The following is a 23973-nucleotide window of genomic DNA, read 5'->3' on the forward strand; positions in this document are numbered from 1 at the left end:
ACCAGCTATGAGTCTTTCCGCGGAGCAGATCACCGCCATCGCCGACGAGCTGGCGGCCGCCGAGCGCTCACGCACGATGGTGCCGCTGCTCACCAAGCGCTACCCCGACATGACCGTCGAGGACTCGTACGCGGTGCAGAACGAGTGGCGCCGCCGCGGCATCGAGTCGGGGCGGCGGCCGGTGGGCCGCAAGATCGGCCTCACGTCGAAGGTCATGCAGGCCGCGACCGGCATCACCGAGCCCGACTACGGCGCGATCTTCGCCGACCAGGTCTTCGAGAGCGGCGCCGTCATCGAGCACGCGCAGTACTCCAACGTGCGCATCGAGGTGGAGCTCGCGTTCGTGCTCGGCGAGGCGATCGACGGGCCGAACGCCACGGTCTTCGATGTCATGCGCGCGACGGAATATGTCGTGCCTGCGCTCGAGATCCTCTCGAGCCGTATCGAGCTTGAGGGCCGCACGATCGTCGACACCATCAGCGACAACGCGGCGCTCGGCGCCATGGTCTACGGCGGGAACCCCACGGACCCGCACTCCGTCGACCTGCGCTGGGTCTCCGCCCTGCTCTACCGCAACGAGGTCATCGAGGAGACGGGCGTGGCCGCCGCGGTTCTCAACCACCCGGCGATGGGTGTCGCCTGGCTCGCCAACAAGCTCGCGCAGCACGGCGACCGGCTCGAGGCCGGCGAGATCGTGCTCGCCGGCTCGTTCACGCGCCCGATGTGGGTGCACCGGGGCGACACGGTGCTCGCCGACTACGCAGACCTGGGGACCCTCACATGCCGCTTCAGCTGAAACCGCACCTCGGCGACCGTCTGGCCGACCCGGCCCGCGACCGCCCCCTCTTCGGTGGCTGGGTGTGCTCGGGCTCCCCCGTCATGGCCGAGCTCATCGCCGGCAGCGGCCTCGACTGGCTGATGATCGACATGGAGCACGCGCCGAACGGGCTCGAGTCCGTGCTCGCGCAGCTCTATGCGGCATCCGGCTATGACGCCACCGCGATCGTGCGCGTGCCCGCGAACGATCCCGTGCACATCAAGCAGGTGCTCGACCTGGGCGCGCAGACGATCATGGTGCCCATGGTCTCGACCGTCGCTGAGGCCGAGGCGGCGGCACGAGCCGCGCACTACCCGCCCGCCGGCATCCGCGGCGTCGGCAGCGCGCTCGCCCGCTCTGCGCGCTGGAACCGCGTGCCGGGCTACCTCGAGAACGGCGCAGACCACGTCGCCGTCATCGTGCAGATCGAGACGCCGGAGGGCGTCGAGAACGCCGAAGCGCTGGCATCCGTGCCCGGCATCGCCGGCGTCTTCGTCGGCCCCAGCGACCTCGCCGCCTCGATGGGCCTCATCGGGCAGCAGACGCACCCCGACGTCGTCGCGGCGGTGAAGCGCGCCTTCGCCGGCGTCACGCGCGCCGGCAAGCCGGTCGGAGTGAACGCGTTCGACCCGGCGGCGGCGCGTGACTATGCGGACTCCGGGGCATCATTCGTACTGGTCGGCGCAGACGTCGCGATCGTCGCCCGCGCGTCCGAGAAGCTGGCACAGGATTTCATCGAGAAGAGGGACTGAAACATGAACGAACGTGAGAGCGCGCTGCTCGCCTCTGTCGAGAACCGCCTGTTCATCGGGGGCCAGTGGCAGGATGCCTCAGGCGGCGCCACCTTCGACGTGCGCGACCCCGCGACCGGCGAGGTCATCCATCGGATCGCCGACGCGACGCCCGATGACGGCGTGCGCGCGCTCGACGCCGCCGTCGCCGCGCAGGACGAATGGGCGAACACGGCCCCGCGGAAGCGCAGCGAGATCCTGCGCCGTGCGTGGGAGCTCGTGCAGGAGCGCAAAGAGGATCTCGCGCTCGTCATGACGCTCGAGATGGGCAAGCCCTACGCTGAGGCGCTCGGCGAGGTCACCTACGGCGGCGAGTTCCTGCGCTGGTTCTCGGAGGAGGCGGTGCGCATCACGGGCCGCTACGGCCTGAACCCGGAAGGCACCGGCCGCATCATCGTCGCGCAGCGCCCCGTCGGCCCGTCGTTCTTCATCACGCCGTGGAACTTCCCGCTCGCGATGGCCACGCGCAAGATCGCGCCGGCGCTCGCGGCCGGCTGCACCGTGGTCGTGAAGCCGGCGCAGCTCACCCCGCTCACGACCCTGCTGTTCACGCAGCTGCTCGTCGAGGCCGGGTTGCCGGCGGGCGTGGTGAACGTCATCACCTCGTCGTCGTCGAGCAAGGTCGCGGCGCCGATCATCGCCGACCCGCGGCTGCGCAAGCTGTCGTTCACCGGCTCGACCGAGGTCGGTCGCAAGCTGATCGCACAAGCGGCCGACGGAGTGCTGCGCGTCTCGATGGAGCTCGGCGGCAACGCGCCGTTCGTGGTCTTCGACGACGCCGACCTCGACAAGGCGGTCGACGGAGCCATGGCGGCCAAGTTCCGCAACATCGGCGAGGCGTGCACGGCCGCGAACCGCTTCATCGTGCACGAGTCCGTCGCCGACGAGTTCGCGCGCCGCGTCACCGAGCGCGTGCAGGCGATGAAGATCGGGCGCGGCACCGAGGATGGCGTCACGATCGGGCCGCTGATCGACGACGACGCCGTTGCGAAGGCGGAGGAGCTGGTGACGGATGCCGCAGCCCGCGGCGCCACCGTCACCACCGGTGGTCACCGCCTCGACGGCCCCGGCACGTTCTACGAGCCGACGGTCATCACGGGCGTCAAGCCCGGCAGCGCGATCCTGCGCGAGGAGATCTTCGGCCCGGTGCTCGCGATCGCGACGTTCTCGACCGAGGACGACGCCGTGCGCCTCGCGAACGACACCGAGTACGGCCTCGTGTCGTACGTCTTCACCCAGGACCTCGCCCGCGGCCACCGCATGATCGACCGCCTCGAGACCGGCATGATGGGCCTCAACGTCGGTGTGCTGTCGAACGCGGCCGCCCCGTTCGGCGGCGTGAAGCAGTCGGGCGTCGGCCGCGAGGGCGGCTTCGAGGGCATCCACGAGTACCTGTCGACGAAGTACACGCTGCTGCCGGTCGACTGAGACAGCTCGCGTGCGCACCCAGCGCCTGTGCGCCCGGTTGCGCCACCAGCTTCCGCTGTGCGCTACTCGGATCCGAGTAGCGCACAGCGGATCGCAGTGGCGCAACCACACTTCGCATTCCGTCAAGAACTCGCTTTCTTGCGAGCGGATTCTTGCTCGAAGCATCCGTTCACCCGCCTAGCGTCACAGGCATGACGCTTCTTATCGACCAGGCCAAGGCCGGCGACGGCCAGCTGCTCACCCCAGACCGCAACCTCGCGATGGAGCTCGTGCGCGCCACCGAGGCGGCCGCCATCGCATCGTCCGGCTGGGTCGGCCGCGGCCAGAAGGAGCGCGCGGACGGCGCCGCCGTCGACGCCATGCGCGCTTTCCTCGGCACCGTCGCCTTCGACGGAACGGTCGTGATCGGCGAAGGCGAGAAGGACCACGCTCCGATGCTCTTCAACGGCGAGCGCGTCGGCACCGGCGACGGCCCCGCCTGCGACATCGCCGTCGACCCGATCGACGGCACCACCCTCACCGCGACGGGGCGCCCCGGCGCCCTGAGCGTCATCGCGGTCAGCGACCGCGGCTCGATGTACGACCCGAGCGCCGTGTTCTACATGGACAAGCTCGCCGCCGGCCCCGAGGCCCGCGGCGTCGTCGACCTCGGCCAGTCGATCGGCGACAACATCCGCGAGCTCGCTCGGGCGCTGCGGAAGCCGACGAGCGACATCCGCGTCGCGGTGCTCGACCGGCCGCGCCATGAGGGGCTGATCGACGAGATCCGCACGGCCGGCGCCGGTACGCGCCTGCTTTCAGACGGCGACGTCTACGGCGGCATCAGCGCCGCCTACCGCGGCTCGCCCATCGACCTGTGTGTCGGCATCGGCGGCACGCCAGAGGGCATCATCACGGCGTGCGCGATCAAGGCGCTGGGCGGGGTTCTGCAGGGGCGGCTCGCGCCGCGCGACGCGGCAGAGGCGAAGAGGGCGACGGATGCCGGGCACGATGTCACCCGCATCCTCGGGCTCGACGACCTGGTCGCCGGCGACAACACCTACTTCGTGGCCACGGGCGTCACGGGTGGCGACCTGCTGCGCGGCGTCGAGCGTACTCCCGACGTCATCCGCACCGAGTCGGTGGTGCTGCGCTCGGCGAGCGGCACGATCCGCCGCGTTTCGGCCGAGCACCTCCCCGAGAAGTGGTAGCCCCGCCCCTTGGCGCGATGCGCCACTAGGTTCCGCTTTGCGCTACTCGGATCCGAGTGGCGCAAAGCGGAAGCTGGTGGCGCGACCGGTTACTCAGCCGCGGAGTGCCGCTCGAGGAAGTCGTAGAGCTCGGCGTCGTCGACGCCCGGGAAGTTCCCTGACGGCAGCGGCGACAGGATGTGGGCGTGCGCCCGCGCCGAGGGCCAGGCGGCGTCCTTCCACCGATCCTCGAGGTCGGCCGGCGGGTTCTGGCAGCACCGCGGGTCGGGACAGGTCGACGCACGCCTGACGGTCGTCTCGCGCCCGCGGAACCACTTCGCGTCGTCGAACGGCACCCCGAAGGTGATCGAGAACCGGCCGTCGTCGCCCGACCCGACCTGGGTCTCGCACCAGAACGTTCCGGCTGGGGTGTCGGTGTACTGCGCCAGCGTCGTGGTGTGCTGGCTCGACGACAGCGCGGCCCGCGCGCCGAAGTTGCGGCAGGCGAACTGCCCCTCGACCGCCCCCGTGACATCCGCCGGCAACGGCAGCCCGTCGTTCTCGTAGACGCGGTAGATCGCGCCGTCATACCCCACGCGCAGGAAGTGCACCTTGAGGTCGAGATGCGCCGTCGCGAGATTCGTCAGGCGCATCGCCGCCGACTCGTGAGTCGTGCCGAAGGCATCCCGGAAATCATCGACAGCGAGTTCGCGGCGCTTCTTCGCCGCCTGGAGGTACGCGACGGCGGCCGAGCGCGGCATCAGGCAGGCGGCGGCGAAGTAGTTGATCTCGAGCCGCTGCTTGAGGAAGGTTGCGTAGTCGCCGGGCGCCTCGTGGCCGAGCACGCGGTGCGCGATCGCCTGGAGCGCCATCGAGCGCAGCCCGTGGCCGCCGGGAATCGACGCCGGCGGCAGGAAGATGCGGCCGTTCGCGAGGTCGGTGATCGACCGCGTCGAGCGGGGCAGGTCATCGACATAGAGCAGCTCGAAGCCGAGCTGCTCGGCCATCAGCGCCACCTCGCGGTGGGTCAGCGCACCCTGCGTGTGGCCGGTCGCCTTCACCCGCTCCTCGGCCTCCTGCTCGATGTCGGGCAGGTAGTTGTCGCGCGCGCGCATCCACTCGCGCTGCTCGGTGTTCGCACGCCTGGCCTGCTCGGGCGTCGCGATCTGCTCGCGCGTGCGCCGCGCGAGTTCGCGGTGCATGCCGACGAGCGCTTCGAGCACCTCGGTCGGCGTGCCCCGGGTCGGGCGCACGACGGGCAGGCCCGTCGATGCATACAGGGGGGATGCCTGCGCGCGCGTCAGCTCGATCTCGAGCGCGCTGCGCGGATCGGGCGCCTCGTCGGCGAGCAGCTCTGAGAGCTCGACGCCCAGCGCACCGGCGAGCGCGCGCAGCAGCGACAGCTTCGGCTCGCGCCGGCCGTTCTCGACCAGCGAGAGCTGGCTCGGCGCCGCGCCCACCTTCGCCCCGAGCTGGTCGAGGGTGAGCCCCCGGGTCGTGCGGAAGTGACGGATTCGACGGCCGACGGTGACCAGGTCGGCGTTGCCCTGTGCCATGCCTTGACCTTACGTCAAGAATCCTCGATCTTCACGACACTTTCTCTCGCACTCGGCCGAATTCCTCGTCAACAGTGGAATCACGGCACGAAATTGCTGCCGGCCAGCCCAGCCAGCCCCGACCCGCGGCACCGACCGCAGAACCGAAGGAGCCCGCCGCCATGACGATCCTGGAAGCCCGCCCCGAGCGCACCGTCGCCGCAGCCGCCCCCGGCTCCGCGCCCATTCCCGAGGCAGCCGCCGATGTTCGCGCCTGGGTCGACCAGGTCGCCGCGCTCACCCAGCCCGACCGCGTCGTGTGGTGCGACGGCAGCGACCGCGAGCGCCACGAGCTCACCCAGGTGCTGCTCGACGAGGGCAAGCTCATCCGGCTCAACGGCGAGTACCGGCCCGGCAGCTACCTCGCGCGCAGCGACCCCGACGACGTCGCGCGTGTCGAGAGCCGCACCTTCATCTGCTCCCGCGACCGCGACGACGCGGGCCCGACCAACAACTGGGTCGCCCCCGATGAGATGAAGTCCGAGCTGCTCGAGCGCTTCGAGGGCTCGATGCGCGGCCGCACGCTCTACGTCGTGCCGTTCTCGATGGGCCCGGTCGGCGGGCGCCTGTCGAAGCTCGGCGTGCAGCTGACCGACAGCGCCTACGTCGTGCTCAGCATGCACATCATGACGCGCGTCGGCACCGCTCCCCTGGCGCTCGTCGAGGCCGGGCAGCCGTGGGTCAAAGCGCTGCACTCGGTGGGCTGCCCTCTCGTCGACGCCGATGGCACCCGGCATCCGGACTCCGAATGGCCCTGCAACCCCGAGAAGTACATCGCGCACTTCCCCGAGACGCGCGAGATCTGGTCGTTCGGATCCGGCTACGGCGGCAACGCGCTGCTCGGGAAGAAGTCGTTCGCCCTGCGCATCGCGAGCGTCATCGCCCGCGACGAGGGCTGGCTCGCCGAGCACATGCTGCTCATCAAACTGACGAGCCCGGCCGGCCGCCGGTTCCACATCGCCGCGGCCTTCCCGTCGGCGTGCGGCAAGACGAACCTCGCCATGCTGCGCTCGACGCTGCCCGGCTGGAGCGTCGAGACCCTCGGCGACGACATCGCCTGGCTGCGGCAGGGCGAGGACGGGCGCCTGTGGGCGATCAACCCGGAGGCCGGATTCTTCGGCGTCGCACCGGGCACCGGCGAGGCCACCAACCCCAACGCGATCGAGACGATCTGGGGCAACACGATCTTCACCAACGCGGCCCTCACCGACGACGGCGATGTGTGGTGGGAGGGCATGACCGAGACGGCGCCCACGCACCTCGTCGACTGGAAGGGCGAGGACTGGACCCCGGGCCTCGGCCGCCCCGCCGCGCACCCGAACGCCCGCTTCACGGTGTCCGCGGCGCAGTGCCCGTCCATCGCCGACGACTGGGAGGCCCACGACGGCGTCCCGCTCGACGCGATCATCTTCGGCGGCCGCCGCGCGAGCAACGTGCCGCTCGTCGTCGAGGCGCGCGACTGGGAGCACGGCGTCTTCCTCGGCGCGACCATCGCCAGCGAGCAGACGGCCGCAGCAGAGGGCGCCGTCGGCGCACTGCGCCGCGACCCGTTCGCGATGCTGCCGTTCTGCGGCTACAACATGGCCGACTACTGGGCGCACTGGGTCTCGGTGGGCCGCCGGCTCGGCGCGAAGGCGCCCAAGGTCTTCCAGGTGAACTGGTTCCGCAAGGGCGACGACGGGCGCTACCTGTGGCCGGGTTTCGGAGACAACATCCGGGTGCTCGCGTGGATCGCTGCGCGGCTTGAGGGCGCGGATGCCTCAGCAGAAGACGGCCCCCTGGGCCGCGTCCCGGCCCCCGGCGCCCTCGACGTCTCCGGGCTCGACCTGACCGACGCAGACCTCGACGAGCTCTTCGCGATCGACGCCGCCGCCTGGCAGGCAGAGGCCGATCTCACCGAGGAGTTCTTCGACGGCTTCGGCTCGCGGGTACCGGCTGAGTTGCACGCCCAGCTCGCGGAGCTGCGCTCGCGCCTCGCTGCCGCTGCGGGCTCGGCGGGCTCGGCGGGCTTGGCCGCGACGGTCGCCGCACCGGAGGTCGAGGCGTGAGGGTCGCGCTCGTCACGGGCGTCACCAGCCGCCTGCGCCCGGGGTTCGCCCAGGCTCGCGAGCTCGGGAAGCAGGGCTATCACGTCATCATCGGGTCGAGCGAGCGCGGCTCGGCTGAGCTGCTGTCAGCCGAGTTGCGCGCTGAGGGCCTGTCGGCGACGCCGATGCGCCTCGACCTCGGTGATACGGCCGGTTACACCGAGATCGCCGCCGAGGTGCACCGCCGCTTCGGCCGACTCGACGCTCTCGTCATCGAAGACGGCCGGCACGTCAAGGCCCTGCGCGCCGCGCTGAGCCCCCTTCTCGACGCGGTTCCCGTCGCCTGAGAACACTGCGGCCGCCTCCTCGATTGTTCGGGTTTCGAGGGGCGGCCGCAGTCGTTTTCTTGGGGGGTGAGGGCGACGGATGCTCCGTCTGAAATGATCATGACTCACTTGTCCACATGGTGAGCACAGCCTCGGCTCAAGACCGCCTCAACCTTGCCTCGGCTCGCACCGCCGCGGCGCCGGGCCGCTCACCTCGAGGGGCACCGACGCAGCCGCAGCCGCGGGAGTCGAGCCGCCGCACCGTCGGCCACGTAGGCTGAGGGAGGTGCGCCGGGAAGTCTGGTCGGCAGAATCGCTCTGACTGAGCGACTTCGCGCCGTAGGAAGGACCCGTGTGGCCGCCACTGACCCGTTCGACCTCATCGTCACCGTCGTCGCCGGGGTGATCGCTCTCGCGGTGCTCTCGCAGCTGCTCAGCCAGCGAGTGCGCATTCCGGCACCGGCTTTCTTCCTGGTGGCCGCCGCGCTGGCCGCGCTGTTCCTGCCGCCGGTGTCCGCGCACACCAGGCTGCTCGATGAGCGGATCGTGAGCATCGCCCTCGCGGTCATCCTGTTCGACGGCGGCATGCACATCGGGTGGCGGCGCTTCCGGGCCGCGGCCGCGCCGATCGTCTGGCTCGGGATCCTGGGCACCGCCCTGACGGCGGCCGCAGTCGCGGCATCCGCTCACTTCATCTTCGGCTTCGGCATCACCGCGGCGCTGCTTCTCGGTGCCGCACTCTCGCCGACCGACCCGGCCGTCGTCTTCTCGGTGCTCGGCCGCAAAGAGATCGGCGGCCGCAGCGGCACGATTCTCGAGGGCGAGTCCGGGGCCAACGACCCGGTCGGCATTGCGATCATGGCGAGCCTGCTCGCCGCGTCGGGAACCGGCTGGGCGGCCGTCGGCAGCGGCGCGCTCGAGTTCCTGCTGCAGCTCGGCATCGGCGCTGCCGTCGGCATCGTCGGCGGGTTCGGTCTCCGGCTGCTGCTGCACAGGCTGGTGCTGCCGAATGAGGCGCTCGCGTCGGTGATCGCGATCGCGTGCGGCGTGTTCCTCTACGGCGCCGGTGCCGTCGCCCACGGCTCCGGCTTCCTCGCGATCTTCGTCGCGGGCATCCTGGTGGGCGATCTGCGCGCGCCGTACAAGACCGAGATCACCCGCTTCTCGTCGGGCGCGGCGAGCCTTGCCGAGATCGTCGCCTTCACAGTGCTCGGGCTCACCGTGCAGCTGGACTACGTGCTGCGACCCGAAGTCTGGCTGACCGGTCTCGGCATCGCTGCATTGCTGGTCTTCGTGATCCGGCCCGTGCTCGTCGGCCTGGTGGCCCTCCCGATTCGGATCGACTGGGGTGAGCGCGCGTTCGTGCTCTGGGCCGGCCTGAAGGGTGCCGTGCCGATTCTGCTCGGCCTGCTGGTGGTCAGCGCCGGTGCGCCGGGCGCTCACGAGCTCTATGCCGTGGTGTTCGTCGTCGTGCTGGTCTCGGTGGTGCTGCAGGGCGGCCTCGTGCCGCTGCTCGGCCGTGTGCTGCGGGTGCCGATGCGCGAGCTCGAGACGCGGCCCTGGGCCCTCGATGTGCGCTTCGCGTCGCCGCCGCAGAACCTCGAGCGGCACACCGTCGAAGCCGGATCACCGGCCGACGGCGCAGCGGCGGGCCAGCTCATCGCAGGCGATTCGGCATGGATCGCCATGGTCAGCCGCGCGGGCGAGATGGTGCCGGTGCGCAACAGCACGCGCCTCCAGGCAGGCGACGTCGTGCTCACCGACATCGACGACGACAACGACGTCAGCGCGCTGTTCGAGGGCCCGCGGGACTGACCAACCTAGAAGCGAGACGGCTCCCTCCCTTCCACGGGATCGGAGCCGCTCTGTTCTGGGGCCGTGAGGGGCCCGTGACCTCAGCAGGCGGAGCGAGCCGTCGTGCGCAACTGGTCACGTTGCGGGTGACGGATGCCTGAGGCATCCGTCACCCGTTGAAAATCGGCAGAATGAGACGGCACGCGGTTCTTGCACCGCGTGCCGTTATTGAGTTCGCGGTCGAAGGAGACGGGAATGGCCGAGCAGGTCGTCGTGGTGGTCGGAGTCGGAGGCATGGGCGAACTCATCGCCGAGCGGCAGGGCGCGGGAAAGCGGGTGCTGCTGGCCGACTTCAGCGAGGCCTCGCTCACGCGCGTGGCCGAGCGGCTGACGGGCAACGGCTTCGACGTCCTCACGCACCCCGTCGATGTCAGCGACGCGGATTCGGTGGCAGCGCTCGCCGCAGCCGCGGCCGAGGCGGGTGAGATCGTGCAGTTCGTGCACACGGCCGGCCTCTCGCCGGCGCAGGCACCGACCGAGGCGGTGCTGCGCGTCGACCTCGCCGGCGTGGCGCTCGCGCTTGAGGAGTTCGGCAGGGTCATCGCCCCCGGCGGCGCAGGCGTCGTGATCGCGAGCATGGCCGGTCACTTCGCGGCAGGGCGCTTCCCGGCAGAACTCGAGCAGTCGCTCACCACGACTCCGGCCCGCGAGCTGCTGTCGCTGCCGATCGCTCAGCCCGGCGCGCTGCCCGACGCAGGGGCCGCGTACTCGCTCGCGAAGCGCGCCAATCAACTGCGCGTCGCCGCGGCGAGCCTGGCGTGGGGCGAGCGCGGCGCGCGCGTGAACTCGATCAGCCCCGGCGTGATCTCGACGCCGATGGGTCAGCAGGAGCTCGCGAGCGAGAGCGGCGCCGGCATGCGCGCCATGATCCAGGCCTCGGGCACCGGCCGGATCGGCACCCCGAGCGACATCGCCGCCGCGGCCGCATTCCTGCTCGGCCCGGAGTCCTCGTTCATCACCGGCACGGATCTGCTCGTCGACGGCGGCGTCGTCGCGGCGGTGCGCAACGGCAGGCTCAATCTGGGGTGAGTGACGGATGCCTCAGGCATCCGTCGCACGACCTCATCGGTCCCCGAACCGCGCCACGAGTCGCCCGGTCACCTTCCCTGCCTTGAGCCGGTCGAGTCCCTCGCCGATGCGGTCGAAGGCGATCTCCTCGTAGGCGGGCCGGATTTCGCCCTTCAGCATGAGCGCGTAAAGCTCTTCGATGTCTTCGACGGTGCCACCGAGCGAGCCCTCGATCGTCTTCCCGAGGATCGACGAGGTGGCGATCGTGAACGTCGGCCTGCCGAGGCCGACCTGGACGACCTTGCCGCCGCGCTTGATGGCCGTCAGCGCCTTCTGGGTGGTGTCGAAGCCCGCGTAGTCGACGATCAGGTCGAAGCTGCCACCTGCCATCGGGTTGCCGCCGACTGTCGCCCACTCGTCGGCATCGCGAACGCAGTCGACGGCGCCGGCCGCCTGGGCGAGCGGCCAGACGTCTTCCTTCGTCTCGGCGACGTGCACCTCGGCCCCAGCGAGAACCGCCGCACGGGCGCCGATCTGGCCGAGGCCGCCGAACCCGATGACGCCGACCTTCATGCCGGCCGTCGCCTCGCCGACCTTGATCATCGCGTGATAGCTCGTCATGCCGGCATCGGTCGCCAACGCGGCCAGGGACAGGTCGAGGCCCTCTGGAACGCGGGCGAGGTCGCGGTAGTCGGCGGCCAGCTTGTCGGCGAATCCTCCGGGCGTGAACATGCCCGTCGGCAGCTGCACACCGGAGGGGCAGACGCCGACGACGTCGCCGACCTGGAAACCGGTGACCTCTGAACCGAGGGCGGAGATGACGCCCGCGTTCTCGTGCCCCTGCGTCATCGGCAGGAACGGCATCGCGCGGTCGCCGGTCTCCATGTACATGATGTCCGAGTGACACAGCCCCGCCGCGCGCATGTCGATGATCACCTGGGTCGGCGACGGCTCCGGGTCCGGAACCTCATTCACCTGGATCGGGGCGTGGTCGCCCATGTACTGCCATGCCTTCACTGCGGACTCCTTCGTCTCTCGTGTGATTGTGCGGGCGTGATGAGCTGCTGGATCGCCGCGCCGTAGAGCTCGGCGACGCGCGTTCGCTCGGCGGCCGTCACGCGGCCACCATCGATCGCATCCCATGAGTGGGTCAGCCCGAGCAGTTGGGCGGAGACAAGCCACGCGCGCGTCGTGCGGTCTTCCCCCTCGAGGCGTGCCGACAAGGTGTCGACGAGCAGTCGCTGCATGATGCCCTGCAGGTCGGTGCGCACGACGTCGTGGTCGCTGGCGTAGAGGAGAGCGGTCAGCGTGCGCCGCATCTGCGCGTGACGCGGGTCGAGCAGGTATGCCGCGAGCCGTTCGCCGATCGTCTCGAGTGGTCCGTCAAGGCGCGGTGCGAAGTGCTCGTCGAAGCCGATGACGCGCACGAAGAGCTCCTCCTTCGACCCGTAGTGCCGCATAACCAGCGCCGGATCGACGCCGGCGGCGGTGCCGATCTCACGGATCGAGACGCGCTCGTAGCCCTTCTCTTCGAACAGGGCCCGCGCCGCCCTGGCGATCGCCTGCTGGGTCGGCGTGCCCTCCCCGGCCCGGCTCCTGCCCGCTGCGGGGGTTGCGCTGACAGCACTCATGAATCCGAGTCAACACTGTTGACATTCTGGTGTCAACAGTGTTGACTCTGCAGTGTCAACACTGTTGACAGATCTTGGCACCCAAGTGTTCGGTCGGAAGGAATGGCATGAGAGTCGAAGAAGCAGAGTCCGAGCTGCGGCTCGAGAGCGAAGCCGAGCAGGTCTCCGGTGGGAAAGCAACGCTCTGGCTCGTGATCATCGGCCTCGCGGCCCTGGTCGTCTCACTCTCGCAGTCGCTCCTGATCCCCGTGCTGGCCAAGCTGCCGGCGCAACTGCACTCGAGCACCGAGACCATCCAGTGGCTGCTGACCTCGACACTGCTCGTGGGCGCCGTCGCCGTGCCGCTGCTCGGCCGGCTCGGCGACATGTGGGGCAAGCGCCTGATGCTGCTCGTCGCCGTCGGCGCGATGGCGGTCGGCTCACTCGTCACCGCGGTCTCCGACAACGTCAGCGTCCTTATCGTCGGCCGCGCGATCCAGGGCGTTGCGGCGGGCGCGATCCCGCTCGGCATCAGTCTGCTGGCGACCCTGCTTCCCAAGAAGCGCCGTGCCAGCGCCATGGCGACGATCTCGGCCATGCTCGGCGTCGGCGGCGCGCTCGGCCTGCCGTTCGCCGGTCTGATCGCCGAGCACGGCGACTTCCACACCCTGTTCTGGGTGACCACCATCGCGGCCGCTGTCGCCTTTGCCGCCATCATCATCTTCGTCCCCGAGTCGCACGACCCCGCGGGCGGCCGCATCGACCCCGTCGGTGCCGTCCTGCTGGCAGGTGCTCTCGTCGCCCTGCTCCTCCCGCTGTCCGAAGGCTCCAGCTGGGGTTGGAGCTCGGCACGGGTCATCTGGTTGTTCGTGGCCTCCGCAGTCCTGTTCGCGGCGTTCGGGTTCTGGGAGGCGCGGCACAAGAGCCCCCTCGTCGACCTCTCCTCGCTCGGCCGCCGGCCGATCCTGCTGACCAACATCGCCTCGCTGTTCATCGGCTTCGCTCTGTTCGCCTCGCTCATCGGCACGGCCACCTACGTCGAGATGCCGAAGGAGACCGGGTACGGCTTCGCCACCACGACCCTCGTTGCCGGCTTCACGATGCTTCCCAGCGGCCTCGCGATGCTGGTCTTCGCCCCGGTGGCGGCGCGCCTCATCAACAGCATCGGCGCCGGCCGCACCCTCGCCATCGGCGCGACCATTGTCGCGATCGGCTGGGTGCTGCGCATCACCATCACGGGCGAGCTGTGGGAGATCATCGTCGGCAGCGCGGTGGTCGGCATCGGCACCGGCATCGGCTACGCCGCGATGCCCGCCCTGATCAGCGCGAACACGCCGCACAACGAGCTCGCCTCGGCCAACGGCGTCAACACCGTGGTCCGCTCACTCGGCAGCTCGCTCGCCTCGGCGCTCGGCGGCTCCATCCTCGCAAGCTTCACGATCACCCTCGGCACGGTCGCCATGCCGTCGCTGACCGGCTACCGCGTGCTGTTCGCGATCTGCGGCGGCGCAGCACTGGTTGCCGCCGTCCTCGCACTGCTCGTCTCGAACACGAAGGCGTCCGTCGCCCGCTAGGCCTCACGGTGAGGCACGGTCATTCCCCCGGCGACCGATGCTCAGCTGTCGCCGCCGACGTGGCTCGCTCGCCCAGGACATCGCGAATCGCCGCGACGCCCTGGGCGAGCGCCTTCAGGTCGGCCAGCGGCAATTGCTCGAGCACATCATCACCGAACTCGGGCCGTGAGAACACGAGGCCGCGCAAGACGTCTCTGCCTTGAGCCGTCGCGTGGACGCGCGTCACTCGCCCATCCGCTGCGTCCTGGCCGCGTTCCGCCATCCCCTGGGCGACCAGCCGATCGAGAAGCCCGGACATCGAGGCCATGGAGACGCCGAAGGCCTCGGCCAGACCCTTACCCGTAGCGCCCGCGTCCGATGAAACCAGCACCGCGAGCACTTTCAGCTGCCGGATCGTGAGCTGCACCGACAGCACTGAGCTCCACATCGGCGGCAGGATGCTCGACTCGAGCTCCTCGAAGAGCGACCGGATCCGCCTAGTGAGCAGCGCACGTTCACGGGCAGCGTCATCCATGCGTTCACCGTAGATGCTTCCCAGCGCACAGGAAGTTCACTTAGCCTCATCCTAAGCTTTTGCTTGTCCCCCGAACGGGGGCAGAGGGAGAAGCGGGGAACACATGACGAACGACCAGCTCGCGGGCATCGATGTCGAGGCGCTGCGCGCCAAGTACGCAAGCGAGCGGCAGCGGCGAATCCGCCCGGACGGCGCGAGCCAGTACCAGCCGACGACCGGCGCGTTCGGCTACTACGCGACCGACCCGTACACGGAGCGCACCGAACGCGAACCGCTGACCGACTCGGTCGAGGTGCTCGTCGTCGGCGCCGGGTTCGGCGGCCTCGTCACGGCGGCGCGGCTACGCCAGGCGGGGTTCGAGTCGATCCGCCTGATGGACGAGGGCGGCGACGTCGGCGGCACCTGGTACTGGAACCGCTACCCCGGCATCCACTGCGACATCCAGTCCTACGTGTACATGCCCCTGCTCGAAGAGGTCGGCACCGTGCCCAACTGGCGCTACGCACCCGGCGAAGAGATTCGGCAGCACGCCGTCAAGATCGCCGAGACCTTCGACCTGTATCGCGACGCGGTCTTCCACACGCGCGTCACGTCGCTGACCTGGCAGGAAGACGACGCGCAGTGGCTGGTGGAGACCGACCGCGGCGACCGCATGCGCGCGACATACGTGATCACCTCCTCCGGCACGCTTTCGCAGCCGAAGCTTCCCGGCATTCCCGGCATCGAGTCGTTCCGCGGTCACACCTTCCACACCAGCCGGTGGGACTACGGCTACACCGGCGGCGACCAGTTCGGCGGCCTCACCGGGCTCGCCGACAAGCGCGTCGCCGTTGTCGGCACCGGCGCGACCGGCATCCAGGTCATTCCGTTCGTCGCCGAGGACGCCGAGCATCTCTTCGTCTTCCAGCGCACACCGTCATCGGTGGACGTGCGTGACAACGCACCGACGGATCCCGAGTGGGCAGCCGCCCTGCAGCCCGGGTGGCAGCGCGAACGACAGGACAACTTCATCAGGATGGTCTCGGGCGAACCTGTCGAGCGAGATATGACGCAGGACGGCTGGACATCGACCGCGCAGCTGCAGCGCAAGATGATCACCGGTGCGCTCGACACCTCGCTCGATGAGGACGAGCGCGAACGCATCGACGAGCTCGTCGACTTCGCGAAGATGAACGAGATCCGCGAACGCGTCGACCGCATCGTGCGCGACCCGGCAACGGCCGAGAAGCTCAAGCCCTGGTACCGCTACATGTGCAAGCGGCCAACCTTCAGCGACCGATACCTACCGACGTTCAACCGCGACAACGTCACCCTGGTCGACACGGCCGACTTCGGTGGAATCACACGGATGACCGAGACGGCGGTCGTCGTGGGCGAGACCGAGTACGAGGTCGACTGCGTCATTTTCGCCACGGGTTTCGAGGTCGGGCGATCCGGAATCGTGTCAGGCACCATGCCGGTCGCCGGCCGCGGAGGCGTCCAGCTGCTTGAGAGCTGGCGGAATGGGCCGCGCACACTGCACGGCCTCTACAGCCACGGGTTCCCGAACCTCTTCAACCTCGGCTCGCTGCAGAACGCCAACTCGGTCAACTTCGTCCAGATCCTTCAGGACCAGGCCGAGCACATCGCCGCCGTCTTGTCCGCCGCGCGCGCGGCTCGCGCACGCTACGTGGAGCCGACGATTGAAGCCGAGGATGCCTGGCTCGACGTGCTGCGTCTGACCGCTCGTGACAACAGCAAGTTCCTGACCGAATGCACCCCGAGCTACTACAACGGCGAGGGCACCCGCAGGTCGACCGCGGGCTCGTCGTATACGCCAGGGCCGGTGGCCTTCCAGCAGCTGCTGAGCGATTGGCGCGAGAACGCCATGGACGAGGTCCTCGTGATGAGCTCCCCGGTCACGAGGGACTGAGCGAAACGTCCGGAAGCCGGTGCCGCGGGCTCGGCCTGAATCGATGGCCACGGCTGCTCTCGAGCTCGACCGCCTCGCGGCGCCTGATGGGTGTTGGCGACCGGGCGAGGTCACATCCCCGGACGCGGGATTCTTCTTGTGGAGCCGCCTAAGGGAATCGAACCCTTGACCTATTCATTACGAGAGCCAGGTACCCGGCCGGAGCGCCTTTTCTCGCGTTTCTGACGTTTCACCTTTTGCCCAAAACGGCTGCGATGTAGTCCTGCCAGGGACACCACGGGGACACGAGCGACTCAACTGTCCGCCGGGAACGAGCGCCAACTTGGCAGGGTCTAGGAACCGCCCGTGGCGTGCATTTCTGGGATTCAGCCGCACCGAGATTGACCGCACGCACGCGTCGTAAATGAATGCAACCGTCCCCTCACCGTCCTGAAACCGAACTCGTCGATACCTGGCCATACCAGACTTTCGACCGCGTGGCCCAGCGCGCGGGCGATACAGAGCCGTTCGGGTTACAGGAAGTGCCAAGCCTGCCAGCGAAGTAAGTCTGTGGACATCGGCAGAGTGCCCGACAGAGCTTCAGATCGTCCTCATCGAGCGGCGCGCTGGCCGGGCCGCACAATGCGCTGCTCGCCGCGACCGCGATCCGACCCCGCCACCCCGGCTCCGTCACAGGGCCGGCGACCCAGCTTGCCTACCGCACCAGCTCGATCCGCGCCTTACTTGAAAGCCCCGTGGAGTCGCGATAGGTCGGCGTGGCCCGCCCACGAGCGGATGTACTCGGCCGCGTCGGTCCTGTCGCGGAGAATCGACCGCAGTCTGCCACTGTGTACGTTCGCCACCAGCCAAACCCACTGCGGGTGGTTCGCGGTCGGCCGTGCAGCGATCCACACACGATTGTCCCCGTGGGAGACGCCTCACGCACCCGATCTCGATCCACGCTCGATATTTCATAAAGGTCGCCCGCGGCCTCGCACCAGACCCCCAGCGATCAGATTGGAAGACTCCGACAGCCGACAGTCGAATGCCCGGAAGCAGCGCGTCCCTGCCGGAGCCTCTAGCCAATTGCATCAACGCCTTCCGGCTTCCCAAGCCGAATGACATGACGAAGACTGCGGAGGCGGGGAAACGGCTTTGAAGGGCGTGAACACGGCCGGCGCGCACGGCCGCAACCGGGACCAGGCAGAGTGCAGGAACTGCCCACGCTAAAACCACCGCGCCAACGCCACCGGGAACGTCAGAGAGCACCCACGGCGGCGGATCGATGATAAGTAAGGCCTCTCCCAAGAGCAGAAGCGTCGTCACCATGAGGCATGCGAACCACGTTGCAACCTTCGAAGCGCTTCCGAAGCGAGCCAAGCGGGAACCGACGAATACCGCTCCTTCGGGCCGCGCCTGTCCAACGCTCATCTCGGGTACCCCACGTCAGATTCGTCGCGTTCCATACCCGCGACCCAGGCTAACAACAGAGCTCAGAATATCTGCCGACGACCCAAACCGCTGCCGAAGGCGTCGAGCGCCTCCCACAAATCTCGAGCGAGCGCTGGCTTCAGCAATCGGACGACGGAGCTGGGCATGCCCAAAACCGCCATTGCAACTCCAATAGTTCAGATCACGTATTTCCGCGACTGCCGCTCGTAGTACTCGGCCGCGTCCGCATAGAAGCCAACTAGAAAAGAGCTTATCGAACGATCGAACGCCTCAATCGACGGGAAGTCGGATCCGTTACTCGCCATCGAGAACCCGTACTTTCCCTCCAGCCACGTCGGAAGACGCGGAGTCGGCCCCGTTAGCCATTCAATGTCGAAGCTGTTCTCTCCAGGCGCCCGTTGCGTTACACGAAACCGCTGTCCTCGAAACGTATGCTCAAACTCTCGGTTCTCGTCGCTAGTGTCCACGAACGCTCCTTTTCGCCGCACAATTAAACACGGCATGGAAGTGTGTCGGGTGCCGATTTCGCGTCCACACTGCCGCTCCATAGTCCGGGAATGACTGAAAATGCATAACCGCGCCATTTGGTGTCTCGACCATTGATGCAGATCGCTCTGGCTGTTGCTCGCTTTCCTTTGCCACTACCGGCACGGACTTGATGATTTCGATCAGAGTCGATCTTGTACCAGACTCCGGCGATGTCCTCCTCCAGCACAACTGTGACTCTCGCAAATCGATATTTCGTAGGAACATCTTCTCGCGTCCACCATCCATGAACGGACACCTCCTTGTAGCCAGTGACGGTCGTGGAAATGTGCGGGTAGTCGACGTACGTAAACCAGTGATAGAAGCCGAAGAAGGTGAATATACTTCGACCCGTAATGTCATTCGAGTTGATCGGATCGTTTGGGTAGTTGTACGAGTTCTCATTTCCCCCGGCGACCGGGTCGACGCTGGTGAATCTCCCCGTAGTGGAGTTGTATAAGCGCGCGCCCATTAGCACGAGACTTGCACCACCCTTGGCTCGCTGCTGCGCACCAAGCCACGCATAGGCCTCGATGCCCGTGCTGGTGTCCGCGCCTTCAGTGTTCCCATATTCATCGTAGACCGAGTACCCATCGACTTGCGTTGCATTCTCGCCAGGCGAGACCGCGATTGCTGCAACCACAGCGCCACTCAGATCCGTGAGGTCGAGACTCGCCGTTGTCGTGCCAGCTTCGGTTGTTGAAGCGGCGGAGAGGCCGCCTGCGATTGAAGTCGTATATGCGGTCTCTGCTGAGCCAGTCTGATCACCCGTAGAGACCCACGCCGGGCTGTCAGACGCATCGCTGTAGTGATCAGTGACCGTACTCGCGCTAGCTCCACTTGTGGCGGTGGTCACGCGCCTGCCCGTTGGATCGATCGAGTACGTCGTGATAGTGCCGCCTTCGGTAATCGTATGTGCCGCGTCGGTGTCGTAGTAGCTCAGCGTGACGTCGCCGGCGGTGGCGTCGGGCGCATCGGCGCCGGGGAGCGTCGTCTGGCGTCCGAATGCGTCGTAGCTGTAGGTGCCGGACCCGTTGGCGCCGGTGAGCTGGCGGGAGTCGGCGTCGTAGGTCCAGGTTTTGCTCGTCTGGGTAACGTCGTCGGCGGCGTTGTCGGTGGTGCATCCGTCGGAGTCCCTTGTAGAGGTCAGGGTCGTGCGGTTGCCGTGCTGGTCGAAAGAGTATTGCACGCCACGTCCGGGAGCCTGACGATGAAGACCCAGTTCAGGGAACTTACGCGCGTGTGCTGGGACTCACCGGACTCCGGTGGGGCGAGCTGAGCGCCCTGCGCGTCCGCGACGTGCAACTACTCCCCTATCCGGCGTTCCGAGTGTCTCGAAGCGGTCCGAGCGGGCACGCCATTCGCACACAGACGAAGGGCGGTGCGGCGCGCACTGTGCCGTTGCCGCCACAGGTCGTCGAGATCGTCAAGCCGCTGCTGGACAGGCCAGCTCAGGCGCTCCTCTTCACGTCAGCGACCGGCGAGCGACTTCACGGGTCCAACTGGAAGCGCGACGTGAAGTGGGCCGTGCACGCCGAAGGCCGGCGTGTCCATGACCTGCGGCACACAGCGGCGACGCTGTGGCTGTCCAACGGCATCGACCTCAAGACGGTGCAGCACTGGCTCGGGCACGCGTCGGCCCAAATGACTGCAAATGTCTACACGCACTGGATGGGTGCCGATGCAGACGCCGCAGCATTGGCCAAGTTCACTCAGGTTCTCGAGACCGCCGGGGACACCACGGGGACACAGCCCGTTCCTCTGAAACGAAAGCCGAAGACCTCGTGATGCAGAAAATCCCCGGCGTACCGGGGATTCTTCTTGTGGAGCCGCCTAAGGGAATCGAACCCTTGACCTATTCATTACGAGTGAATCGCTCTGCCGACTGAGCTAAGGCGGCGTGGGCGGCGAACCGCACACGATCAATGAGTTTACAGGACGCAGACGGATGCTTGCGACCGCGCGCCCTCGCTAGACGTTGACCTGCGACGACAGTTGGTGCAACTGCTCGAACGAGCGCTGCACGCACTCGGCGAGGCGCCCCTTGCCCCCGGCATCCACCCAGCTCGCCCACGCATTGCGAAGCCCGGCGAACGAGACGAACACGACCAGCCGCGCCCGCTCACGCAACTCGGCGGGGTCCGCGCCGAGCGCGGGATCGAGCACCACGAGGCGGCGAGAGACGAGCTCGATCATCTTGCCGGTGAGCTCTTCCATGGTCTCCATGCGCAGCCGGAACAGCTGCGGGTGACGCAGCATCAGAAGCATCCGCTGCTCCTGAAGCTCGTGCGCCGCCCGGGTCTGCTCGTCGCTCTTGCTGTCGATCACGGTGGCGAGCAGGTTGCGGATGCCGTCGAGGATCGGCTGGTCGGCCGAGGCACTGAGGAACGCCTCGATCTCGTCGGGGTCGGGGCCGTGCGGGCCGTGACCGACGACCGCGGCCTCTTTGGAGGGGAAGTAGTTGAAGAACGTGCGGGGCGAGACATCCGCAGACTCGGCGATCTCGTCGATCGTGACGTTCTCGTAGCCCTTGTCGAGCGACAGGTCGAGGGCTGCGCGCTCGATGGCATGCCGGGTGGCGACGCGCTTGCGCTCTCTCAGGCCGGGTTCCTTGAGATCTGTCACCCCTCCATTATCGTTGCAGTGCCTGCAAAGTTGCACCACATGTCAGCAGTCGGGGTCCTGTGGAGGCACGGATCCCTTCACGAAGTAGTCGTCGACGGTGTTCGAGACGCAGGAGTTCGAGCGGCCATAGGCGGTGTGGCCCGAGCCGTTCCAGGTCACCAGGTGGCCGTTGTCGAGGCTCTTCGCGAGATTCACGGACTGCTGGTACGGCGTCGCCGGGTCATTCGTCGTGCCGAGCACTAGGATCGGCGCCGAGCCCGTCGCATGGACCGGAGCCGGCGTGCGCACGGGCTTCGCCGGCCAGTTCCAGCAGGTGATGCCCCCATAGCTGAAGAACGGGCCCATCACCGGCGCAACCTGCGCGACGCGGCGGGCTTCGGACTGCATGTGCGCGAGGTCGGTGTCGAAGGTGTAGTCGAGGCAGTCGATCGCTTGAAACGCCACCGCGGTGTTGGTGGTGTACTTCCCCTGCTGATTGCGGTCGTTGTACTGGTCGGCGAGGATGAACGCCACCTTCGCGCTGCCGGCGTTGACATCTTTGAACAGAATGTCGAGCTCGGGCCAGTTCGCCGTCGTGTAGAGCGGCATGATGATCGCGAGCAACATCGTGCTCGCCCCCAGCATCCGGCCGTCGGCGTTCTTGATCGGGTTCTGCTGCACCTTGTCGAGCAGGCCCGAGATCGCCGTCATGACGCCATCGACGCTGCCTTCGAAGGGGCAGGTCTTGTCTTTCGTGAGGCACCACTGCGCGTAGGCCCTGAGGTTCGACTCGAAGCCCTTCGCCTGCAGCTCGGTGAGGTCGTCGTAGCTGGACGCCGGGTCGACCACGCCGTCGAGCGTCATGCGCCCGACATTCTTCGGGAAGAGGTCGGCGTAGATCGCGCCGATCATGGTGCCGTAGCTGAAGCCGAGGTAGTTGAGTTTCGCATCACCCACGTTCGCGCGCAGCATGTCGAGGTCGCGCGCGGTGCTCACGGTGTCGACGTGGCCGAGCAGCGCGCCCGTGTTCTGCGCGCAGGCCTGGCCGAGCGACGTGGTCGCCTGCTTGCTGGCGGCGAGCCATTCGGGGCTGCCGCGCTCGCCGGGCAGGATGCCGTACAGGAAGCCATCGAGGCCCTTGTCGTCGTAGCACTTCACCGCCGAAGAGCGGCCGACGCCCCGTGGGTCCCAGCCGATCACGTCGAAGTTCTTCTGCAGCGTGGCCGAGGTGGCGCCGACGCTGTTGCGCACGAAGTCGACACCCGAGACGCCAGGGCCCCCGGGGTTCACGAACAGCGAGCCCTGTTTCGCGCCGGTCGCCGGCTTGCGGATCAGGGCGAGGCTGATCGGCGCGCCCTCAGACGGATGCTGCCAGTCGAGCGGCGCCTTCGCCGTCGCGCAGAGGAAGCCGCCGCTGCAGTCGCTCCAGACCAGCCGCTGGGTATAGAAGCCCTGCACCGCCTCCGCGTCGGCCGGCGACATACCCTCGACGGATGCCGTTGGCGAGGCCACGGGCGTCGAGGTCTGGGTGGGCAGCTTGTGCTGTGAGGTGGTGCACCCGACCAACAGCACCGCCGCGACCACCGCCGCAGCGACCGCCCGCAGGCTCTGCACTCCGGTCAGGCGGCGGGTCATGCGGCGGCCTGCACAACCGCCGTGGCCAGCATCGCCTCGAGCGCGAGCGTCGGGTTCACGTTGGCGTCGATGCGGGAGCGGGATTCCGCGATGGCATCCATCATCTTCAGCGTGTGCGCCGGGCTGGTCGCCCGCGCGATCTCGCCGAGCGCCGCCTCGCGCTCGCGATTCACGAGCGGGGCCTCGCTGCCGAGCTGCAGCATCAGCACGTCGCGGTAGAGCGACAGCAGATCGACGAGAATCCGATCGAGTCCGTCGCGCAGGCTGCGCGTCGCCCGCCGCTTCTGGTCTTCCTCGAGCGCACGCAGTTGCGCGCGCAGCGCCGGCGGAATCGTGCCGCCCGGCTCGACGCCGAGCGATCTGAGCGCGTGCTCGCGCTCTTCCGCGTCGCGCTCTGCGGTGATCGCCTTGCCGTCTTCCGTGGCGATCTGCACCAGCCGCGCCGCGCCGAGCACCGCGGCCGAGATCGAGCGGATGCCGAGGACGAGGTCGAGCGTCTCGTCTCGGCGCGCCCGCGCATCGGCGTTCGTCGCGAGGCGCCTGGCCATGCCGATGTGCGACTGCGCATGTCGGGCCGCTTGCTCGGCGAGCCCCGGCTCGATGCCGTCGCGATGCACGAGAAGCTCGGCGACGTCGGCAATGGTGGGAACCGTGAGCCGCACGGTGCGCACCCGCGAGCGGATCGTCGGCAGCAGATCGGCGTCGCTCGGCGCGCACAGCACCCAGACCGTGCGCTCGGGCGGCTCTTCGAGCGACTTGAGCAGCAGGTTGCTGGTGCGCTCGGTCATGCGGTCGGCGTCTTCGATGACGAGCACGCGGTAGCGGCCGGCCGACGGCGAGTACTGCGCAGAGCGCACCAGCTCGCGCACCTCGTCGATCGTGATGATGACCTTCTCGGTCGCGAGCACAGAGAGGTCGGGGTGGGTGCGCGCCTGCACCTGACGGTCGGTCAGCTCGTCACCGTCGGGACCCGCATGGCTGAGCAGCGCGCTCGCGAACGCGAACGCGAGGTTCGAACGGCCGGAGCCGGGCGGCCCGGTCAAGAGCCAGGCGTGGGTCATCGAGTTGCCCTGACCGGGGTCGGCGCCCGCTGCGGCGCGCAGCACCGCGATCGCTTCCCGCTGCCCCGTCAGCTCAGCCCACACGCTCATCG

At 68.3% G+C, this 23973-nt stretch carries 20 protein-coding genes and 1 tRNA gene; 11 read left to right on the top strand and 10 right to left on the bottom strand.

All coding sequences use genetic code 11. The annotated features are described in order from the left end of the window. Nucleotides 1-7 precede the first annotated feature (7 nt). From ABD736_RS15050 to glpX, 4 genes are all read left to right on the top strand, one after another. Nucleotides 8-796 (top strand): 2-keto-4-pentenoate hydratase, encoded by a 789-nt coding sequence (locus ABD736_RS15050; RefSeq protein ID WP_344792688.1) that lies wholly within the window; start codon nucleotides 8-10, stop codon nucleotides 794-796. Continuing rightward, entirely contained in the window at nucleotides 781-1569 is a 789-nt protein-coding gene (locus ABD736_RS15055) for an HpcH/HpaI aldolase family protein (RefSeq protein WP_344792689.1), read from the top strand. The genes ABD736_RS15050 and ABD736_RS15055 overlap by 16 nt, the downstream gene beginning before the upstream one ends. 3 nt (nucleotides 1570-1572) lie before the next feature. Further along, complete coding sequence (locus ABD736_RS15060; protein ID WP_344792690.1) at nucleotides 1573-3036, top strand: NAD-dependent succinate-semialdehyde dehydrogenase; 1464 nt, start codon at nucleotides 1573-1575, stop codon at nucleotides 3034-3036. Nucleotides 3037-3227: 191 nt separating this feature from the next. Beyond that, nucleotides 3228-4226: a class II fructose-bisphosphatase gene (glpX, locus tag ABD736_RS15065; RefSeq protein WP_344792691.1), complete on the top strand. Its 999-nt coding sequence runs from the start codon at nucleotides 3228-3230 to the stop codon at nucleotides 4224-4226. A gap of 89 nt (nucleotides 4227-4315) precedes the next feature. Here glpX and ABD736_RS15070 read toward each other — a convergent pair whose 3' ends face one another. Beyond that, nucleotides 4316-5761, bottom strand: coding sequence for a helix-turn-helix domain-containing protein (locus ABD736_RS15070; RefSeq protein WP_344792692.1), 1446 nt, complete (start codon nucleotides 5759-5761; stop codon nucleotides 4316-4318). 161 nt (nucleotides 5762-5922) lie between these two features. Here ABD736_RS15070 and ABD736_RS15075 point away from each other — a divergent pair, with 161 nt between their 5' ends. The 4 genes from ABD736_RS15075 (at nucleotide 5923) to ABD736_RS15090 (ending at nucleotide 11036) form a co-directional block, all read left to right on the top strand. Beyond that, complete coding sequence (locus ABD736_RS15075) at nucleotides 5923-7848, top strand: phosphoenolpyruvate carboxykinase (GTP) (RefSeq protein ID WP_344792693.1); 1926 nt, start codon at nucleotides 5923-5925, stop codon at nucleotides 7846-7848. Continuing rightward, nucleotides 7845-8174, top strand: coding sequence for an SDR family NAD(P)-dependent oxidoreductase (locus tag ABD736_RS15080; protein WP_344792694.1), 330 nt, complete (start codon nucleotides 7845-7847; stop codon nucleotides 8172-8174). The genes ABD736_RS15075 and ABD736_RS15080 overlap by 4 nt, the downstream gene beginning before the upstream one ends. 333 nt (nucleotides 8175-8507) lie before the next feature. After that, nucleotides 8508-9968 (top strand): cation:proton antiporter domain-containing protein, encoded by a 1461-nt coding sequence (locus ABD736_RS15085; RefSeq protein WP_344792695.1) that lies wholly within the window; start codon nucleotides 8508-8510, stop codon nucleotides 9966-9968. A 234-nt stretch (nucleotides 9969-10202) separates the two neighbouring features. Next, nucleotides 10203-11036: an SDR family oxidoreductase gene (locus ABD736_RS15090; protein WP_344792696.1), complete on the top strand. Its 834-nt coding sequence runs from the start codon at nucleotides 10203-10205 to the stop codon at nucleotides 11034-11036. A 33-nt stretch (nucleotides 11037-11069) separates the two neighbouring features. On the opposite strand, the gene ABD736_RS15095 is transcribed toward ABD736_RS15090, so the two are convergent. Both ABD736_RS15095 and ABD736_RS15100 read right to left on the bottom strand, forming a co-directional pair. Beyond that, entirely contained in the window at nucleotides 11070-12032 is a 963-nt protein-coding gene (locus ABD736_RS15095; RefSeq protein ID WP_344792697.1) for a zinc-binding dehydrogenase, read from the bottom strand. Continuing rightward, a complete protein-coding gene (locus ABD736_RS15100; RefSeq protein ID WP_344792698.1) occupies nucleotides 12029-12646 on the bottom strand; it encodes a TetR/AcrR family transcriptional regulator in 618 nt (205 codons plus the stop codon). The genes ABD736_RS15095 and ABD736_RS15100 overlap by 4 nt, the downstream gene beginning before the upstream one ends. 107 nt (nucleotides 12647-12753) lie before the next feature. Here ABD736_RS15100 and ABD736_RS15105 point away from each other — a divergent pair, with 107 nt between their 5' ends. Further along, nucleotides 12754-14199 (top strand): MFS transporter, encoded by a 1446-nt coding sequence (locus tag ABD736_RS15105; RefSeq protein WP_344792699.1) that lies wholly within the window; start codon nucleotides 12754-12756, stop codon nucleotides 14197-14199. A gap of 19 nt (nucleotides 14200-14218) precedes the next feature. Here the strand turns inward: ABD736_RS15105 and ABD736_RS15110 are convergent, their stop codons facing one another. Then, nucleotides 14219-14713, bottom strand: a complete 495-nt coding sequence (locus ABD736_RS15110) for a MarR family winged helix-turn-helix transcriptional regulator (protein WP_344792700.1) — start codon at nucleotides 14711-14713, stop codon at nucleotides 14219-14221. A gap of 103 nt (nucleotides 14714-14816) precedes the next feature. On the opposite strand from ABD736_RS15110, the gene ABD736_RS15115 reads away from it, so the two are divergent. Continuing rightward, nucleotides 14817-16625 (top strand): flavin-containing monooxygenase, encoded by a 1809-nt coding sequence (locus tag ABD736_RS15115; protein ID WP_344792701.1) that lies wholly within the window; start codon nucleotides 14817-14819, stop codon nucleotides 16623-16625. Between the two features lie 1607 nt (nucleotides 16626-18232). On the opposite strand, the gene ABD736_RS15120 is transcribed toward ABD736_RS15115, so the two are convergent. Continuing rightward, nucleotides 18233-18361 carry a hypothetical protein gene (locus tag ABD736_RS15120; protein WP_344792703.1) on the bottom strand — a complete coding sequence of 43 codons (129 nt, stop codon included), beginning with the start codon at nucleotides 18359-18361 and terminating at the stop codon, nucleotides 18233-18235. A 185-nt stretch (nucleotides 18362-18546) separates the two neighbouring features. Further along, a complete protein-coding gene (locus ABD736_RS15125) occupies nucleotides 18547-19770 on the bottom strand; it encodes an RHS repeat-associated core domain-containing protein (RefSeq protein ID WP_344792704.1) in 1224 nt (407 codons plus the stop codon). Nucleotides 19771-19823: 53 nt separating this feature from the next. On the opposite strand from ABD736_RS15125, the gene ABD736_RS15130 reads away from it, so the two are divergent. Further along, nucleotides 19824-20369: a tyrosine-type recombinase/integrase gene (locus tag ABD736_RS15130; RefSeq protein ID WP_344792706.1), complete on the top strand. Its 546-nt coding sequence runs from the start codon at nucleotides 19824-19826 to the stop codon at nucleotides 20367-20369. 36 nt (nucleotides 20370-20405) lie between these two features. On the opposite strand, the gene ABD736_RS15135 is transcribed toward ABD736_RS15130, so the two are convergent. The 4 genes from ABD736_RS15135 to ABD736_RS15150 all read right to left on the bottom strand — a co-directional run bounded on the left by ABD736_RS15135 (nucleotide 20406) and on the right by ABD736_RS15150 (nucleotide 23971). Further along, nucleotides 20406-20481, bottom strand: a tRNA-Thr gene (locus ABD736_RS15135). 71 nt (nucleotides 20482-20552) lie between these two features. After that, nucleotides 20553-21206 carry a TetR family transcriptional regulator gene (locus tag ABD736_RS15140; RefSeq protein WP_344792707.1) on the bottom strand — a complete coding sequence of 218 codons (654 nt, stop codon included), beginning with the start codon at nucleotides 21204-21206 and terminating at the stop codon, nucleotides 20553-20555. A gap of 42 nt (nucleotides 21207-21248) precedes the next feature. Further along, nucleotides 21249-22820, bottom strand: a complete 1572-nt coding sequence (locus ABD736_RS15145) for an alpha/beta hydrolase (RefSeq protein ID WP_344792708.1) — start codon at nucleotides 22818-22820, stop codon at nucleotides 21249-21251. Next, a complete protein-coding gene (locus ABD736_RS15150) occupies nucleotides 22817-23971 on the bottom strand; it encodes a DNA polymerase III subunit delta' (RefSeq protein WP_344792709.1) in 1155 nt (384 codons plus the stop codon). The genes ABD736_RS15145 and ABD736_RS15150 overlap by 4 nt, the downstream gene beginning before the upstream one ends. Between the last annotated feature and the right edge of the window lie 2 nt (nucleotides 23972-23973).

Source organism: Gryllotalpicola daejeonensis (genome assembly GCF_039538145.1).
Classification (GTDB): Bacteria; Actinomycetota; Actinomycetes; order Actinomycetales; family Microbacteriaceae; genus Gryllotalpicola; species Gryllotalpicola daejeonensis.